Here is a 16012-nt window from a genome sequence, read left to right as displayed (position 1 = left end):
TCGGGGTATAAGCAGGGCATGAGCCTGTCCCACGCCGCCGCCAACCGCCGCGGCATTGTCTGCATGGTGGGCGCCATGGGCTGCTTCGTGACCAATGACGCTCTCGTGAAGTTCGCCAGCCAGAGCATGCCCGGCGCGCAGCTGATCTTCATCCGCGGCTTCATGTCGGTGCTGCTGGTGCTGGCCGTCGCCCACGCGCTGGGCGCCACCCCCCGCCTGCGCGAAGCCACGCGCGGCTGGGTCGCGGGCCGGGCTCTGGTCGATGCGACCGCCACCATGCTTTACCTGGGGTCGCTGTTTCACCTGCCCATCGCCAACGCCACTGCCATCAACCTGGCGGCGCCGCTGTTCATGACGGTGTTTGCCGCCCTGTTCATGGCCGAGCGTGTGCGCGGCGCACGCTGGCTGGCCGTTGGTGCCGGGTTTCTCGGTGTGCTGCTGGTGATCCAGCCGCGTGCGCAAGGCTTCAACAGCTGGGCGCTGGTCTGCCTGCTGGGCACGCTGTTTCATGCCGCGCGCGACCTGATGACGCGCCGCATTCACGCCGGCATTCCGTCCATCCTGATCACGCTGGCTACCGCAGTGGCAGTCACCGTGGTGTCCGGCGTGGGTTCGCTGCTGCAGGGCTGGCAGCCCTTTGGCCTGTTCGAGCTCGGGCTCCTGGGCCTGGCCTCGGTATTCCTGACCGGCGGCTACTACTTCATCATCAGCAGCATGCGGCACGGCGAGATGACGCTGGTGGCACCGTTTCGCTACAGCGGCCTGCTGTTTGCGCTGGTGCTGGGCTACGCGGTGTGGGGCGAGGTGCCCAACACCGTGGCCTGGAGCGGCATCGCGCTGCTGATCGCCTCGGGCCTGTATGTGCTGCACAGCGAGAAACGGCGCAGCCGGGTCGGCGGTGCAAAATAGGCGCTCCCGCCTGAACAGCTGCCGTGCCGATCGCATCCATTGATTTCTCCCTGACCTCACCGGCCGTCGCGCGCCGGCTGATAGGCGCCACGCTGCTGGTTGATGGCGTGGGCGGGATCATCGTCGAGACCGAGGCCTACGACCGCGACGACCCGGCCTCGCACAGCTTTGCCGGCCCGACAGCGCGCAACGCCGCCATGTTCGGCCCGCCCGGCCATGCCTATGTGTACCGCTCCTACGGCATCCACTGGTGCCTGAACCTGGTCTGCCGCGAGGAAGGCCACGGCGCGGGGGTGCTGATACGCGCCATCGAACCGGTGGCCGGGCTGGACACCATGCGTGCGCGGCGCGGGCTGGACGATGTGCGGCTGCTCTGCGCCGGGCCCGGCCGCGTGGGCCAGGCCCTGGGCATCACCCACGCGCACAACGGCCTGCCGGTAGCCGCACCGCCTTTCGAGTTGTTGCCCGCGTCCCTGAAGCTCAGGGTCGTCAGCGGCCCGCGCATCGGCATTTCCAAAGCGGTGGACCAGCCCTGGCGTTTCGGCCTGGCCGGCTCGCGTTTTCTGAGCCGGCCGTTTCGCTAGAACGACCCGACAAGCCCTACACTCGCGCAGCCAATGCCCGGCCCGACCTGCACCAGGAGACGACATGAGATTCCAGCGTTTTTCACCCCACGCCTGCACCCGCGTCGGCACCGTCCTGCTGGCGCTGCTGGCTGGCCTGTGCCTGCCGGCCGCCACGATGGCCCAGCCTGCAGAGCGCACCATCGACGTGCAGGGCCACCGCGGCGCGCGCGCCCTGGCGCCGGAAAACACCCTCGAGTCCTTTGCGCTGGCGCTGAGCCTGGGCGTGACCACGCTGGAGCTGGACATTGCGATCACGCGCGACGGCGTCCTGGTGATCTCGCACGACCCCCGGCTGAACCCGGACATCACCCGCGGCCCGGACGGCAACTTCCTTGCCTCGCACGGCCCGGCAATTTCCAGCCTCAGTTTTGAAGAGCTGGGCCGCTACGACGTGGGGCGCATCAAGCCGGGCTCGGCGTATGCGAAGCTCTATCCGGCGCAGCGTCCTGTCGACGGCGCGCGGATTCCGCGCCTGTCCGACCTGTTTGAGATGGTGAAGAAGTCGGGCAACACGCAGGTGCGTTTCGCAATTGAAACCAAGGTGTCGCCGCTGGCCCCCGAGCTCACATCCAGCCCCGAGGTGTTTGCGCGCGCCGTGGTGGCTGCTGTGCGGGACGCGAAGCTGGCCGCGCGCGCCTCCATCCTCTCCTTCGACTGGCGCACCCTGAAAACCGTGCAGCAGGAAGCGCCCGACATTCCCACCGTGTACCTCAGCATGCAGCAGCGCGGCTTTGACAACATCGGTGCCGACCAGGCAGAGGCGTCGCCCTGGACCGCCGGGCTGCGTTACCGGGACCACGGGTCGGTTCCAAAAATGATCAAGGCGGCCGGCGGCCACACCTGGTCTGCGTTTCACCGCGACCTCACCGCCGCCAAGGTGAAAGAGGCGCAGGAACTGGGCCTGAAGGTCCTGGCCTGGACGGTCAATGAGCCGTCCGACATCGCCAACATGCTGGATCTGGGTGTGGACGGCATCGTCAGCGATCGGCCGGACCGGGTGTTTCAAGCCCTCGGACCCAAAGGCCTCAAGCCACTGTGGCTGCCGCAACCGGCGCCAGCGACGCGTTAGCCGGCTACGGTCCCGGGCGCCTGCCCGAGCGGCGTGCGGCGCACGCGCCGCACATTGAAGGCGCTGGCAATCAGCACGCCCTGCATCAACGCCAGGCCCAGCAACACGCCGCGGAACTGGCCATGGTCCATCATCACGCCGAAGATCAGCGGCGAGACCGCCTGACCGATGTCCAGGCCCGCGTAAACCACGCCGTAGACGCGGCCCGATGCGTTGTCGGGTGTCGAACGTTTGACCAGCAGGTCGCGCGAGGGCCCGGCGATGCCCGAGGCAAAACCCATGGCACCAAACAGCACCGGCACCATCCACGCCGGAAAACTGCCCAGGGCCAGCAACAGCGCCACCACCGCCGCCAACCCGAAGCCGGCGCCCACAATGCGCTCGCAGCGCGCCGGGTCCGACGCGAGGAAACCGCCCAGCACCATGCCGCCCGCGCTGCACACCATGTAAGTCGTCAGGCACATGGCCACCAGGGCCAGCGGCACGGCGTGCAGCTGCCGCGCGGCTTCGGGTGCGAAGGCCTGCACCACGCTGAGCACAATCGCGTACCAGAAGAAGAAGGCAAAACACATCCACACCGCCGGGATCTTCAGAAAACCCAGCGAGCTGTCGGCCGCCGGCGCGCCCTTGACGGGCGGTGCCATCCTGATCGTCAGCTTGTCACGATGGAGCACCAGCACGGCCAGCACGGCAAACGCCAGCACGCCGGCCGTCGCCAGCGCCACCCGCCACGAATACGCAAACGTCAGCGTCACCACCAGCGCCGGCGCCAGCGCCCAGCCCAGGCTGCCGGTGATGCCGTGCACGCTGTAGGCGTGGCCCAGGCGCGGCGCACTGACTTTCCGGTTGAGCAGCGTGTAGTCCACCGGGTGGAACACGCCATTGCCGACACCGGCCAGCGCCGCAAAGCCGGCCATCATCCAGTAGCTGGTGCTGACCGAATAACCAAAGGCCGCGATGCCCAGCAGGCTCAGTCCCGCGAACAGAATCGGCCGTGGACCGAGGCGATCCACCCAGAACCCGGACAGGGCCTGGACAGCGCAGGACACCACGAAAAAAATCGTCATCAAAAACCCGAGCTCGGCATAACTGACGCCGAACTCGTCCTTGAGCCAGGGGAACAGCGGCGCCAGCAACAGCTGGCTGAAATGGCTGATCAGGTGCGCCAGCCCGACCAGGCCAATCACGCTGGCGTCGCTGCGCAAGGGAACAACGCCGGGGCCCGGGAGGGTGCTTGATGTATTCATGGCGCCATCGTAGTATCGGCGCAGGCTTCTGGAATGCGACAGAAAGCCATGTTTCAGCGATTTTCAGACAAACCAGCACCAGCCAAACCCATGGCCCGTACCTCCCGGCTCCACTTCATGCCGGTCGGCGACACCGACCCCTTCACGCCCAGCCGCGAGCGGCCGGTGCGCGTGCGCGCGCGCGCCATGCCGGTGGATACGCACTTCGAGCCGCATGCGCATGCCTGGGCGCAACTGGCCTACTGCGCCAGCGGCATCGTGCAGGTCACGTCGGAACAGGGCCGCCACAGGACTGATGAAGTCACCTACATCGTGCCGCCCTCGCGCGCGGTCTGGATTGCACCGGGCGCGCGCCACCACATCACCGTCCTGGAAGCCGCTGAATTCCGTACGCTCTATATCGATGCGAGCGTGACACCCCAGAACTGGAACGCTTGCCGCGTGATGGTGGTGTCGCCGCTGCTGCGTGAAACCATCCACGCGCTCGACGCCGGACCGGTGGACCAGAACCGCGAGCACTTGCTGACCCGCCTGGTGCTGGACGAACTGATACACGCCGACACCCAGGCGCTGGGCGTGCCCCTGCCGAATGCGCAGACCGGCGACAAACGCCTGCGCGCCCTGTGCGAGGCGGTGCTGCGCGCACCGTCCGAACGCGCCACGCTGACCGAGTGGGCCGCAGACATTGGCGCCAGCGAACGCACGGTGGCGCGGCTGTTTCGCGATGAACTGGGCCTGAGTTACCAGCAGTGGCGCCAGCAGGCCGTGCTGGCCCACGCCCTGCCCCTGCTGGCGCGCGGCCAGTCCGTCAGCCAGGTGGCCGCCGCCAGCGGTTACGCCAGCGACAGCGCGTTTTCGGCCATGTTCAAGGCCGCCATGGGCCAGTCCCCGAGTCATTTTCAGAACAAAAACTGACTCCAGACCTTACCAAACTTGCGCCAGCAGCTATGGATTCAATAGCAAACTGAAGCAGGAGCGGTCACACGCAACGTCCTTGACCTGTATCAAGCCAGTGCCGCAACCAGGGCGTAGCCTGAATCCTTTCCCCGCCAACACAACACACGACACAAAAGGCAGGACACCATGGATTTGCTCGACTGGGCGCGCGGCCCCTTGCTCGCGATCGCGCTGGCCGTTTTTGCGGTCGGCGTGGCATGGCGGCTTTTTTCGCTGTGGCGCCTGCCCGTGCCCGCAGGCCGGCCAGCGCCGGCGCGCGAGGCTTTTGGCACCACCGACGCACTCAAGGCCAGTCTGTTGCGCATGGCGCCGCACCGCGGCTTTCATCCCAGCGCCACGCTGGTGACGGTCAACCCCTACGTTTTTCACATCGGCCTGGCGCTGGTTTTTTTCGGCTACGCGCCACACATCGCCTTCATCCGCCGCCTGACCGGGCTGGGCTGGCCGGCCCTGCCCGACATGGTGATGTACATCGCCGCGGCGGCCACCATCGCGTCGCTGCTCCTGGCCCTGCTGTTCCGGCTCACCGACCCGGTGCTCAAAAAAATATCCCGCGCCGACGACATGCTGACCTGGGCGCTGACCATGCTGCCCCTGATGACCGGCATGGCGGTGGTGGGTGAACCCTCGTCGGCGCTGCTGGCGCACGCCAGCCCGCTGTACCGCGGCCCGCTGGCCGTGCACCTGCTGAGTCTGGAGCTGCTGCTGGTGTGGTTTCCCTTCGGCAAATTGATGCACGCCTTTCTGGTGTTTCCCAACCGCATGCAGCTGGCCCGCTTTCTCGGGCGCCGTGGAGTACGCACATGATCGACATGGCCGTTTTCAAACAGTTCCAGGAGGCAATTCGCCACCTGGGCGAGATGGCGCAGCCGGAAGAACTCACTGACGCCGCCCGACTGTCGCGGGCCAAGGCGGTGATGCACCGCAAGACCGACCGCGCGCTGGCCATGGACCTGGAGTCCTGCGTCAACTGCGGTTACTGCTCCGAGGCCTGCCACTTCTACCAGAGCACCCAGGACCCGAAATACACGCCGACCCGCAAGCTCGACCTGCTGCGGCGCGTGCACATGCGCGAGACCTCGGCGTTTGCGCCCCTGCATCGCCTGTTCAAGCCCGACATCACCGTCGCCGACCTGCAGGAATGGCAGGAGCTGGTGTACGACTCATGCACCGAATGCGGCCGCTGCAGCATGGTCTGCCCCATGGGCATCAACATCGCGCGCGGTGTCAACGTCATGCGCGAGGCCCTGTCCGAAGCCGGCCTGGTGCCGCTGGAGCTGATGGCGGTGGCGCAGGAGCAGGCCGGACGCGGCACCGTGTTCGGCGTCGGCCCGGCCGAACTCGCCCAGACCGTGGAAGCGCTGCGCGCGCAGGGCATCCCCATTCCCCTGGACGAACCCGCTGCCGACGTGATGCTGGTCACCACCGTCATCGACGCGCTGCTGTACCAGGACGCGCTGGCGGCCACGGCGCGCATTCTCAACCACCTGGGCCTGCGCTGGACGCTGCGCAGCGCCGGCTTCGAGGCGGCCAACTTCGGCCTGCTGTCGGGCAACGAAGCCCTGCAGAAAACAGCCAGCCAACGGCTGATCAACGAGGCGCTGGCCATTGGCGCACACACCGTCATCCTGCCCGAGTGCGGCCACGCCTACCCGGCGCTGCGCTGGGAAGCGCGCCTGCCCGACGGCGAACCGCTGCCCTTCGAGGTGCTGGCTGCTTCCGAGTTTGTCGGCCGCGAAATCCAGAACGGCCGGTTGCAGCTCCAGCCCGGCGATGCCGGCCAGACCTACACCTACCACGATGCCTGCAAACTCGCGCGGCACGGCGGCGTGATCGACGAGCCGCGTGCCGCCATCCGCGCGCTGGGCGGTGAGTTCCGCGAGACCGCGCCGACGGCCGAACTCAACTGGTGCTGCGGCGGCGGCGCCGGCGCCTTTTTGATCAACCGGGCCGCCCCGCTGCGGCACAAGGCCTGGGAGATCAAGCGTCAGCAGATTGACGCCACCGGCGCTGCCACGGTGGTGGTGTCCTGCGCCAGCTGCCGCCTCAACTTCATGGCCGGCGCGGAAACCGACCAATGGCCCACGCGCATTGCCAGTCTGGTGGAGCTGGTGGCCGACCACCTGCCGGGCGACACATCGCAGGGGGCGCAACCCTGAGAGGGGGTCTTGTCGGCAGAGGTCACGCCAGCTTCAGGCCAGCCTCAGGCGATCTGCGGGTCATCTGCGGGTCATCTGCGGCCCGTCTTTCGGTATAAAAACAGCCCGAGACCAATAGCAGCGTGCGCTGGCAGCTATCAAATCAGGAGTTGGCCCGGGCTGCAGCAGCCCTGCGGCCTGCCCGGCAGCCCGAAGCCGATACCATGGGCCATGAACCCAGCAAACACCCGGATGAACATGAGCGGCCCATGGCGCCGCGCAGCAGGCATTGCGATGCTGGCCCTGCTGGCCGCCACGGCACAGGTCCGCGCCCAGGCAAACACATCCACCCAACCGGGTCTGCTGCGCGACATCAATGCCGTGCGCCAGCAAGGCTGCGAAGGGCAGCCCGGCAAGGCCGCGCCCCTGCGCGAGAACGCCGCCCTGTCGGCCGCCGCCGCCCGCCTGGCCGGCGGTGACAGGCTGGATGAAGCGCTGAAAGCCGCCGGTTACCGTGCGGTCAGCGGGGCGCAGATCATCCTGCGCGGCGCCGGCGCCACCCTGCTGACACGGGCCAGCCTGGGCAGTTCATGCAGCGTGCTTACCCAGGCCGATCTGACCGAAGCCGGCTTTTACCCGCAAGCCGCCCAAACCTGGATCGTGGTGGCCGCACCCTTCACGCCCCCCGGCGCAGCGCAGGCAGATGAGCTGCAGGCGCGTGTGCTGGCCCTGGTCAACGAGGCCCGCGCCAAACCACGCCGCTGCGGCAACGAGACTTTCGCCGCAACGCGCCCGCTTCATTTCAACGCAAAACTCCAGGCCACCGCTGCCGCTCACGCCAGCGACATGGCGCGCTACAACTACTTTGACCACGCCGGCCGCGATGGCAGCCACGTGGAAGAACGCGCCAGCAGCAGCGGCTACCGCTGGCGCGCCATCGGCGAGAACATCGCCGCCGGCCACACCATGGCCGAAGCCGCCATGCAGGACTGGCTGGGCAGCGCAGAACATTGCGCCAACGTGATGTCGCCGGCCTTCACCGAGATGGGCGCCGCCTTTGCGGTGAACAACAACAGCAGCGCGGGCATTTACTGGGTGAAGGTGTTCGGGTCGGCCAGGTAGCCGACGGGTCCGCCACCGCCAGCGGCGCTTGCCCGGCATTGCGAAGCAAAAGCGCCTTCAGCCCTTATGCAGTAAGCGCGAACAGCTATTAAAAAAAGAGCAGGATCGCTTTTTTCCTGCTACTTTCCGGGTGGAAAGCGAACCCACGCAGCGACAACCAGCAGGCCGAACAGCGAATAGGCGACGGCAAACACCCACCACGGCGCCTCGTAGTACAGGACGCGCTGCAACCAGTGCTCAATGAAGCCGCCGCCGTAGCCGGCCACCCCGGCCTGGGCACGCAGCCACAGTTCCAGCGTGGTCAGCGGGCACAACATGCCCAGCCAGGTTTGCACCACCACGAACACAATCGCGCCCACGTGCGCGAGCCGGAACCAGAGGGCGTTGACCCAGCGCCAGCCCCACAGGTTGCCGGCCAGGACCAGCAGCAGGCCGCCCACCACAAAGGCCACGACGGCGACATGCAGCGCGAGCACGATGTCGGCGAGCCATTGCCAGACCTGGGCATCCGGCCCGACGCCCGCCGCGGTGAAGGTGCCCGCCAGGGGCTGCTTGTAGGGCATGGCGTCCTTTCAGGTGTGTGCCAAATCCAAGCGTAGCAGCCGGTGGGCCGCCTCGCACCGTGACGGCGCTTACCCGGCGTTGCGCACCGGCATCACATGCACCAGCGCCATGTCCAGGCGCACACAGATGCGCTGCCCGGGCGACAGCGGCGCGGGTTGCGGCCCGGACAGGGTGAGCCGCAGCGACGCGCCGGGGGACTGCTCCAGCCGCAGTGTCACCAGCGTGATTTCCCCCAGGTGGCGCAGCTCGGCCACCCTGGCACAGAAGTCGCCGGGCGCCTGGGACGGCGCGTCAAGCAGGTGAATGCCTTCGCCGTGAATCACCCAGCTCACGGTCTGGCCCGGCGCCAGACGGCCCTTGTCGCGCACGCGCAGCACGGTGCTGCGCCCTTCATCGGCGGCGCCGCCTGGCGCGCCGTCCGTCCAGCGCAGCAGGCCCCAGCCTCCCTCGCCCGATGTTTCGCCCGATGCCTCGTCCGGCCCCAGCCACACGCCGTCAAAGCGGTTCTGGATACCCACCAGGTCGGCCACCCGGGCGTTGCGCGGCGCGCGGTGGATGCTGGCCGGCGCGCCCTGCTGCAACACGCGCCCGGCGTCGATCACCACCAGCTGGTCGCACAGCAGGCGCGCCTCGTTGAGGTCGTGCGTGACCAGCACGATGGGGATGTCCAGCTCGCGCCGCAGTTCGGCCAGCAAGGCATACAGGCCATGACGGCTCATCTGGTCAACTGCGGAAAAAGGCTCGTCCAGCAGCAGCAGCGCCGGCTCGCGCGCCAGTGCCCGCGCCACCGCCACACGCTGCTGTTCACCGCCCGACAGGTGCGCGGGCCGGCGCGCCTGCTGGCCGGGTGTCAGGCGCACATGGTCGAGCCAGTGGCGTGCGCGCTCGTGGCGCTGCGCGCGCGGCAGTTGCATCAGGGCCAGCGCCACGTTGTCCAGCGCGCTCAGGTGCGGCATTAGCGCGTAGTTCTGGAACACCAGGCCAACATGGCGTTCCTGCGGCGGCACAAACACGCCGGCGGCGGTGTCGCACCAGACCTGCTCGCCCACCAGCACGCGCCCCTGCGCCGGGCGCATGAGCCCGGCCATGATGCGCAGCATGGATGTTTTTCCCGCACCCGACGGCCCCACCAGGGCCAGCATCTCGCCGGGCGAGCAGCGAAACTGCGCCGACAGGACCATGGGCTGGGCCTGCTCGACCTCGACCACCAGCGCCCTGCCCACTGAACTGCTCACAGGTGCATTCATGGACGACGCACCAGCCGGGCCGACGCGACAAAGGAAAAGCCGACCGCCAGCAGCGACAGCAGCAACAAGGCCAGCGACATCTGGTTGGCCGCCGCCAGGTTGAAGCCCTGCACCTGGTCGTAGATCGCAATGGCGATCGTGCGGGTTTCGCCCGGAATGCTGCCGCCCACCATCAGCACCACGCCGAACTCGCCGAGCGTGTGCACAAAGGTCAGCACCATGGCCGACAACACACCCGGCCAGACCAGCGGCAACTCCACCAGGCGAAAGGTCTGCCAGCCGCCCAGGCCGCTGACGGCGGCGGCTTCGGCCAGGTTGCGGGGCACGGCCTCAAAGGCGCGCTGCACCGGCTGCACCATGAAGGGAATGTTGAACACGAGGGAGGCGATCAGCAGGCCCAGGAAGTTGAAGCTCAGTTCCACACCGAGCCACTGCCGCGCCCACTGCCCGATGGGCGAGCCGCCGCCCAGCGACACCAGCAGGTAATAACCCAGCACGGTGGGCGGCAGCACCAGCGGCAAGACCACCACCGCCTCGACCCAGGCCTTGCCGCGAAAACCGGTGTAGGCCAGCCAGCGCCCGGTCAGCACACCAACGGGCAGCAGGATCACCAGCGTGGCGGCGGCGAGTTTGAGCGAGAGAAAAAGGGCGGACCAGTCCATGGTGGCTGCCTGTGCCTATTCCTGTTCTTTCGGCATCACGAAGCCGTAGCGGCCCATCACCGCCTGCGCGGCCGGCGTGCTGATGAAGTCGTAAAACGCCTGCGCAGCGGGCCCGGCATTTTTCAGCAGCACCATGCGCTGGCGCAGCGGCTGGTGCCAGCTGTCGGGAATCAGCGCAAACGTGCCGAGCCGGCCCACGCTGGGCGCCAGCGCCAGCGACTGCGCAATGATGCCGCCCTGGGTGGAACCGGAGACGGCGAACTGTGCGGTTTGCGAGATGTTTTCACCGAGCACCACGCGCGGCTGCAACGGCCCCCACAGGCCGGCATGTTGCAGGGCCTCTTTGGCCCGGGCGCCGTAAGGGGCGTGATCGGGGTTGGCGATGGCGAACTTCTGCAGCCGCCCGTCTTTCAGGGCCGCCGCCAGGTCCTTCAGTTCACCATCAGCCTTCAGGGCCGAGCCGTGCGGCACCAGGATGCCGATGCGGCCCAGCGCATACAGCCGGCCGCGGTCGCGCGTCCTGCCGGCGTCTGCCAGTTTGAAGACAAAATCTTCGTCGGCCGAGAGAAACATCTGGAAGGGCGCACCCTGCAGGATCTGCGAATAGAAGTTGCCCGACGAGCCGAACACCAGGCGAAGCCTCTGCCCTTTTTCCCTCTCGAACAGGGCGGCCACTTCCTCCAGCGCGAACTTCAGGTCCGACGCTGCGACGATCACCGGCTGCGCCTGCACCCGGCCCGGCAGGCTGCCCAGGCCCAGGGCGGCACACAGCCACAGGGTCGTGATGAACGTTTTCAGAAACATCGTTTCATTATCCCTTTCCCGCCCGCCGGAAAAGACCGCTGCGGGGACGACCGCCCTGCAGCCTTATAGCCAGCGTTTGAGCAGCCCCATGATCTGGTCGAAACGTTTGCCATACGGCGGGTAGAACAGGTCGCCGCGTGCCCACTTCGACGACACCAGCACCGGCTTTTGCTGCGTGAAACGCAGGAAGCCGGTTTCGCCGTGGTAGGCGCCCCAGCCGCTGTCGCCCACACCACCAAAGGGCAGGTTGTCGTGGGCGATGTGCATGAGCGTGTCGTTGACCGTCACGCCGCCGCTCACGGTGCGTGCCAGCACCGCGTCGCGCGCGTCCGTGTCGGTGCCGAACCAGTACAGCGCCAGCGGACGCGGCCGGTCGTTGATGAAGCGGATGGCTTCGTCCAGCGTGGCATACGGCAGCACCGGCAGGATGGGTCCGAAAATTTCCTCGTCCATCAGTTTCATGGCCGGGGTGGCGCCGAACACCAGCACCGGCGCCATCTGCCTTGAAGTGTCGAGCGCCGCCCCGCCCGGATTGACCACCTGCAGGCTCGCGCCCTGCCCTTCAGCCTGCGCCAGCAAGGCCTGCAGCCGCTCGTGGTGGCGCGGGCTGATGATGGCCGCGTAATCAGGGTTGCCGGCAATCGTCGGAAAGAGTTTCGCCACCGCCCGCGTGAAGGCTTCGCCAAACGCGGCTTCGCGGCCGGCGGGCACCAGCACATAGTCGGGCGCAATGCAGGTCTGCCCGGCGTTGAGCAGCTTGCCGTGCGCAATTTTCAGGGCCACCCCGTCAAGGTCGCTGGACGCGTCAACAATACACGGCGACTTGCCGCCCAGCTCCAGCGTGGTGGGCGTCAGGTTGGCGGCGGCGGCCTCGGCCACCTTGCGCCCGGTGGCGGTGGAGCCGGTGAACACCAGGTGGTCAAAAGGCAGGTGGGTGAAGGCCGCCGCCAGCGCTGCATCACCCTCGACCACGCAGAACTCGTCGGCGGCAAAGGCCTGGCCGATCAGCTGCGCCATCAGCGCCGAGGTGCGCGGTGTCAATTCGCTCGGCTTGAGCATGACGCGGTTGCCCGCCGCCAGCGCCGTGATGGCCGGCGCCAGCGCCAGCTGCACCGGGTAGTTCCAGGGCGATATCACCCCGACCACGCCCAGGGGTTGGCGCTGCAGATAGGCGCTCGACGGCTGCAGGTAGATCGGCGTGGACACCTTCACCGGCTTGACCCATTTGGGCAGGTGTTTGAGCGTGTGCGACAGCAAGGTGCGCAGCACAAACATGTCGGCAATGTCGGTCAGCTGCGGCGAGCGCACACCGAAGTCGGCCTGCACGGCCAGCGCCAGCGCCGCGCCGTGTTCGTCGAGCAGTCGCCGCATGCGCTGCAGCCGGTCCCGGCGCAGGGCCAGCGGCACCTCGACCTGGGCGCGGCTGGCGCGGTGCTGGGCGTCGAACAGGGAACGAAGGGAAAGTTCGGTGGTGCTGGCGGCGGGGGGGGTGGCGGGGGTGGGGGTGGCGTTCATCCGGCGATGATAGGCCGCAATACGCCCTCCGGGGCGGCCAGCCAGCGCCCCGTCCCGGCCGCCAGCCTGTTTCTACAAGAAAAATACGCCCCCAGCCCTTTCTGGTCAAGCGCCAGCAGCTATCAACTTCATAGCGCCTCCCGGCGCTCGCCGGTGCGCTTCGCGCGACAGGAGCCAGCGCAATGGGTTAAGGTAAGGCCCCATGAACACCCCCTCTTCCACCCAGAAACTTGAGGCGGCGCTGGCCGCAATGGCAGCTGCCGGCGATGAAGGCCGGCGCATCTTCACGCGGCTCTACCTTGAGGCCGCCCGCACGGCCGCGCAGGCCGCCGACCAGCGCGCCGCGAGCGGCCAGTCGCTGGGCGCGCTGGACGGCCGCATTGTCTCGATCAAAGACCTGTTCGACGTGGCCGGCGAAACCACCACCGCCGGCTCGGCCCTGCTGCGCGAGGCCGCGCCGGCGGCCACAGATGCCGCGGTGGTCAGCCGCCTGCGGGCTGCCGGCGCCGTCATCATCGGCAAAACCAACATGACCGAGTTCGCCTTCTCGGGCATCGGCATCAACCCGCACTACGGCACGCCCGGCAACGCGCTGGACATCAGCCGCATCCCGGGCGGCTCGTCCTCGGGCGCGGGCGTGTCGGTGGCGCGCGGCATGTGTGAGATCGCCATCGGCTCGGACACCGGCGGCTCGGTGCGTATTCCCTCGGCGCTCAACGGCCTGGTGGGCTTCAAGCCGACGCAGGCGCGGGTCACGCGCGAAGGCGCTTTTCCGCTGTCCTTCACCCTGGACACCCTGGGCCCCCTGTGCCGCAGCGTGGCTGACGCCGCCGCCACCGACAGCGTGCTGGCCGGCATCGACCATGAACCCCTGCCGCCGCGCGCCGTGCGCGGCCTGCGCCTGGGCGTGCCGCGCGGCCTGCTGTTCAGCCAGGCACAGGACGAGGTGCTGGCCGCGATCGAGCAGGCCCTGGCGCAGCTCGCGGCGGCCGGTGCCGAGGTCCGGGATGAAGCCCTTGACGAGCTGCTAAGTCAACCCTTTCACCTGCAGGAGCGCGGCACCCTGGTGGCCGCCGAAGCGGCGTGGATACACCGCGACTGGGCCGATAGCCAGCCCGACGCCTACGACCCCATCGTGCTCGGCCGCATACGCCGCGGCCAGACGCTGGACGCCGCGAGTTATGTCGGCATCCAGCAGGGCCGCGCCGCGCTGCTGCCGGCATTCGATGCGCGTTTGACAGATCTCGACGCCCTGGTGCTGCCCACCGTGCCGCTGCTCGCGCCGCGCATCGCCGATGTGCAGGCCGAAGATGTGTTCTTGCGCACCAACACCCTGCTGCTGCGCAACCCCTCGGTCTTCAACTTCCTTGACCTGCCGGCGTTGAGCCTGCCACTGCCGCGCGGCGGCGGGCTGGCGGTCGGGCTGATGTTGGTGGGCAAGCGGGGGCAGGACAGGGAACTGCTGGCACTGGGTGCCGCGGTGGAGGCGCTGCTCCACCCGGTCTGACCTGGCAGTGCGGCCTGGTACCGAAATCCATGTCAACACACTCACGGCGGTAGTCAAAAAACCAGGGGTTTTGACGCCAGACTGACCGAGGAGATCCGCGTCGAGGAGAATCGCGTCGAAGTGCGGCGTGCCACCGGTCTGCTGACCGGGGTCGTTTGAAAATTCTCAGGCAAAAAGCGGCTTCAGCCCTTTATCTGCTTGCGCCAGCAGCTATTACTTTCGTAGCAAAAATGGGTCGTGGTCCTTGCCATCGCCGATCAGCGGGCCCTGTTTGAAAATGCCGCTGATGCGCAGGGCCGGCTCGCCGTCGGCCGTCACCAGGCCCTGGATGAAGATCATGTTGCGCGTGCTGCGCAGAATGTCGGCCTGGCCCTGCACCCAGGCGCCCAGCCTGGCCGGCGCCAGGTAATCAATCTGCAGGCTGATGGTTGGCAGAAAACGCCTGTCGCTGTCGCTCTGGTACATCGCGGCGCAGGGCAGCATCATGTCCGCAAACGAGGCCAGCATGCCGCCGTGGCACATCTGCAGCGGGTTGCTGTGCCTTTCCTCGACACGAAAGCCCAGCAGCAGGCGCTGACCTTGCAGCCGCGCGTAGAACGGGCCATTGGCCGCGATGAACGGGCCGCCAACGGTGACGGGAACAAAACCATCGGGGATGGCGGACGAAGAGGCAGGGGTGGCAGAGGAGGTGATTTCGGTCATTCTTCATGCTAACCGGCGCGTGGCTGGCGGCCCGTCCGTTCGGTGACTCATGGATGTTTTCGCAATTCGTGACACCACACCGTTCGGGCTGAGCCTGTCGAAGCCTGTCCTGAGCCCGACGAACGGCCCTTCGACAAGCTCAGGGCGAACGGCGGTAAGCAGCCTGTACGCAGGCCGCGGGCTTGGGCTACAGTTACCTTTCAAACAACCGCCTGCTCCGCACAGCATCACACTGCCATGAACGATCTCTCTGCCTTCCCCATCACCCGTAAATGGCCTGCACAACACCCCGAGCGCATCCAGCTTTATTCACTGCCCACGCCCAACGGCGTCAAGGTCTCGATCATGCTGGAAGAAACCGGCCTGCCCTACGAACCGCACCTGGTGGATTTTGCGACCAACGACCAGCTCACGCCCGAGTTCATCTCGCTGAGCCCCAACAACAAGATCCCGGCCATCCTTGACCCGGATGGCCCGGGCGGCAAGCCGCTCGCCCTGTTCGAGTCGGGCGCCATCCTGATCTACCTGGCCGAAAAAACCGGCAAATTCATGCCGCTTGATGCCGCCGGCCGTTATGAAACCATCCAGTGGCTGATGTTCCAGATGGGCGGCATCGGCCCCATGTTCGGCCAGCTCGGCTTCTTCCACAAGTTCGCCGGCAAGGACTACGAGGACAAGCGCCCGCGCGACCGCTACGTCGCCGAATCGAAACGCCTGCTCGGTGTGCTGGACAAGCGCCTCGAAGGCCGTGAATGGATCATGGGCGACACCTACACCATCGCCGACATTGCGACCTTCGGCTGGGTACGCAACCTGAACGGGTTTTACGAGGCGGGCGAGCTGGTTGGTTTCAACGACTTTGCCAACGTCAAACGCGTGGTGGAAAGTTTTGTGGCGCGCCCCGCCGTCGCCAAGGGCCTGGCCATTCCGGCGCGCGCCTGAC

The 16012-nt window shown here is 67.4% G+C and carries 16 protein-coding genes; 9 read left to right on the top strand and 7 right to left on the bottom strand.

Annotated features, from left to right (window positions below):
• Positions 1-18 precede the first annotated feature (18 nt).
• From PSV33_RS13210 to PSV33_RS13200, 3 genes are all read left to right on the top strand, one after another.
• Positions 19-909, top strand: a complete 891-nt coding sequence (locus PSV33_RS13210) for a DMT family transporter (RefSeq protein WP_300562528.1) — start codon at positions 19-21, stop codon at positions 907-909.
• Between the two features lie 23 nt (positions 910-932).
• The gene (locus PSV33_RS13205) at positions 933-1493 is read left to right on the top strand and encodes a DNA-3-methyladenine glycosylase (RefSeq protein WP_300562526.1); all 561 of its coding nucleotides are present in this window, start codon (positions 933-935) and stop codon (positions 1491-1493) included.
• 64 nt (positions 1494-1557) lie between these two features.
• Complete coding sequence (locus tag PSV33_RS13200) at positions 1558-2604, top strand: glycerophosphodiester phosphodiesterase (RefSeq protein ID WP_300562524.1); 1047 nt, start codon at positions 1558-1560, stop codon at positions 2602-2604.
• Here PSV33_RS13200 and PSV33_RS13195 read toward each other — a convergent pair.
• A complete protein-coding gene (locus PSV33_RS13195) occupies positions 2601-3851 on the bottom strand; it encodes an MFS transporter (protein WP_300562522.1) in 1251 nt (416 codons plus the stop codon). The two genes, PSV33_RS13200 and PSV33_RS13195, sit on opposite strands and share 4 nt — an antisense overlap.
• A gap of 90 nt (positions 3852-3941) precedes the next feature.
• On the opposite strand from PSV33_RS13195, the gene PSV33_RS13190 reads away from it, so the two are divergent.
• From PSV33_RS13190 to PSV33_RS13175, 4 genes are all read left to right on the top strand, one after another.
• On the top strand, positions 3942-4766 hold the full coding sequence (locus PSV33_RS13190) for a helix-turn-helix transcriptional regulator (RefSeq protein ID WP_300562520.1): 825 nt from the start codon (positions 3942-3944) through the stop codon (positions 4764-4766).
• A gap of 168 nt (positions 4767-4934) precedes the next feature.
• Positions 4935-5615, top strand: coding sequence for a hypothetical protein (locus PSV33_RS13185; RefSeq protein ID WP_300562518.1), 681 nt, complete (start codon positions 4935-4937; stop codon positions 5613-5615).
• Positions 5612-6967, top strand: a complete 1356-nt coding sequence (locus PSV33_RS13180) for a (Fe-S)-binding protein (protein ID WP_300562517.1) — start codon at positions 5612-5614, stop codon at positions 6965-6967. Before PSV33_RS13185 ends, PSV33_RS13180 begins: the two co-directional genes overlap by 4 nt.
• Before the next feature lie 210 nt (positions 6968-7177).
• Positions 7178-8068 (top strand): CAP domain-containing protein, encoded by an 891-nt coding sequence (locus PSV33_RS13175; RefSeq protein WP_300562515.1) that lies wholly within the window; start codon positions 7178-7180, stop codon positions 8066-8068.
• Between the two features lie 119 nt (positions 8069-8187).
• Here PSV33_RS13175 and PSV33_RS13170 read toward each other — a convergent pair whose 3' ends face one another.
• The 5 genes from PSV33_RS13170 to PSV33_RS13150 form a co-directional block, all read right to left on the bottom strand.
• The gene (locus tag PSV33_RS13170; protein ID WP_300562513.1) at positions 8188-8631 is read right to left on the bottom strand and encodes a DUF2784 domain-containing protein; all 444 of its coding nucleotides are present in this window, start codon (positions 8629-8631) and stop codon (positions 8188-8190) included.
• A gap of 69 nt (positions 8632-8700) precedes the next feature.
• The gene (locus tag PSV33_RS13165; RefSeq protein ID WP_300562511.1) at positions 8701-9879 is read right to left on the bottom strand and encodes an ABC transporter ATP-binding protein; all 1179 of its coding nucleotides are present in this window, start codon (positions 9877-9879) and stop codon (positions 8701-8703) included.
• Positions 9876-10541: a molybdate ABC transporter permease subunit gene (gene modB, locus PSV33_RS13160; protein WP_300562509.1), complete on the bottom strand. Its 666-nt coding sequence runs from the start codon at positions 10539-10541 to the stop codon at positions 9876-9878. The genes PSV33_RS13165 and modB overlap by 4 nt, the downstream gene beginning before the upstream one ends.
• 15 nt (positions 10542-10556) lie before the next feature.
• Positions 10557-11345, bottom strand: a complete 789-nt coding sequence (gene modA / locus PSV33_RS13155) for a molybdate ABC transporter substrate-binding protein (protein WP_300562507.1) — start codon at positions 11343-11345, stop codon at positions 10557-10559.
• A 63-nt stretch (positions 11346-11408) separates the two neighbouring features.
• Positions 11409-12860: a coniferyl aldehyde dehydrogenase gene (locus tag PSV33_RS13150; RefSeq protein ID WP_300562506.1), complete on the bottom strand. Its 1452-nt coding sequence runs from the start codon at positions 12858-12860 to the stop codon at positions 11409-11411.
• 202 nt (positions 12861-13062) lie between these two features.
• Here PSV33_RS13150 and PSV33_RS13145 point away from each other — a divergent pair, with 202 nt between their 5' ends.
• Positions 13063-14367: an amidase gene (locus PSV33_RS13145; protein WP_300562505.1), complete on the top strand. Its 1305-nt coding sequence runs from the start codon at positions 13063-13065 to the stop codon at positions 14365-14367.
• A gap of 213 nt (positions 14368-14580) precedes the next feature.
• Here PSV33_RS13145 and PSV33_RS13140 read toward each other — a convergent pair whose 3' ends face one another.
• Positions 14581-15069: a PaaI family thioesterase gene (locus PSV33_RS13140; protein ID WP_300562503.1), complete on the bottom strand. Its 489-nt coding sequence runs from the start codon at positions 15067-15069 to the stop codon at positions 14581-14583.
• A gap of 237 nt (positions 15070-15306) precedes the next feature.
• Here PSV33_RS13140 and PSV33_RS13135 point away from each other — a divergent pair, with 237 nt between their 5' ends.
• Entirely contained in the window at positions 15307-16011 is a 705-nt protein-coding gene (locus PSV33_RS13135) for a glutathione binding-like protein (protein WP_300562501.1), read from the top strand.
• Position 16012: the final 1 nt, after the last annotated feature.

Source organism: Polaromonas sp. (assembly GCF_029945895.1).
In the GTDB taxonomy this organism is placed as follows: Bacteria; Pseudomonadota; Gammaproteobacteria; order Burkholderiales; family Burkholderiaceae_C; genus Polaromonas.
This window is presented reverse-complemented; position numbering and strand designations above follow the sequence as displayed.